This is a genomic window from Limnospira sp. PMC 289.06 (assembly GCF_032350395.1).
GTDB classification, from domain to species: Bacteria; Cyanobacteriota; Cyanobacteriia; order Cyanobacteriales; family Microcoleaceae; genus Limnospira; species Limnospira platensis.
Genome location: NZ_JARPLC010000529.1, coordinates 1 through 363 on the forward strand (window position 1 = coordinate 1; position 363 = coordinate 363).

The 363-nt window shown below is 46.8% G+C and carries 1 pseudogene; it reads right to left on the minus strand.

Features of this window, described 5'->3' with window-relative positions:
• Positions 1 to 363: pseudogene (locus tag P5674_RS26135) on the minus strand (hypothetical protein); the annotation flags it as partial.

Below are 363 nucleotides of genomic sequence, written 5' to 3' on the forward strand. Positions count from 1 at the left end.
GCAAAGGTAACCGTTTTCCCCCCAATAGTTACGCTCATCGATTGCTCGCATTCCCCAAGGTAAACCGAGACATTTGCATCGTTGATACTGTCAATTGTTCCCCCAAAACCTTTGGGGTTTCCATCTTCATCAAGGTCTACAAATCCGCGAGCCGTGCTGCCAATCTTTTCGGTTTTTATCCCTCTCCTAGTTCCACCATCCTGTAAATCCTCAGCCTCTATGCTTGCTTTTGGCAACATCGACCGGGCAAAATCAACTATCCCCCCAACGTCTATATCAATATCCCCGTCATCACGGGGAATCCTTACTCTAGCCCTGGGTTTGTCGTCTGCTTCTAATCTTTTGACCTCTCTTTCTATTACT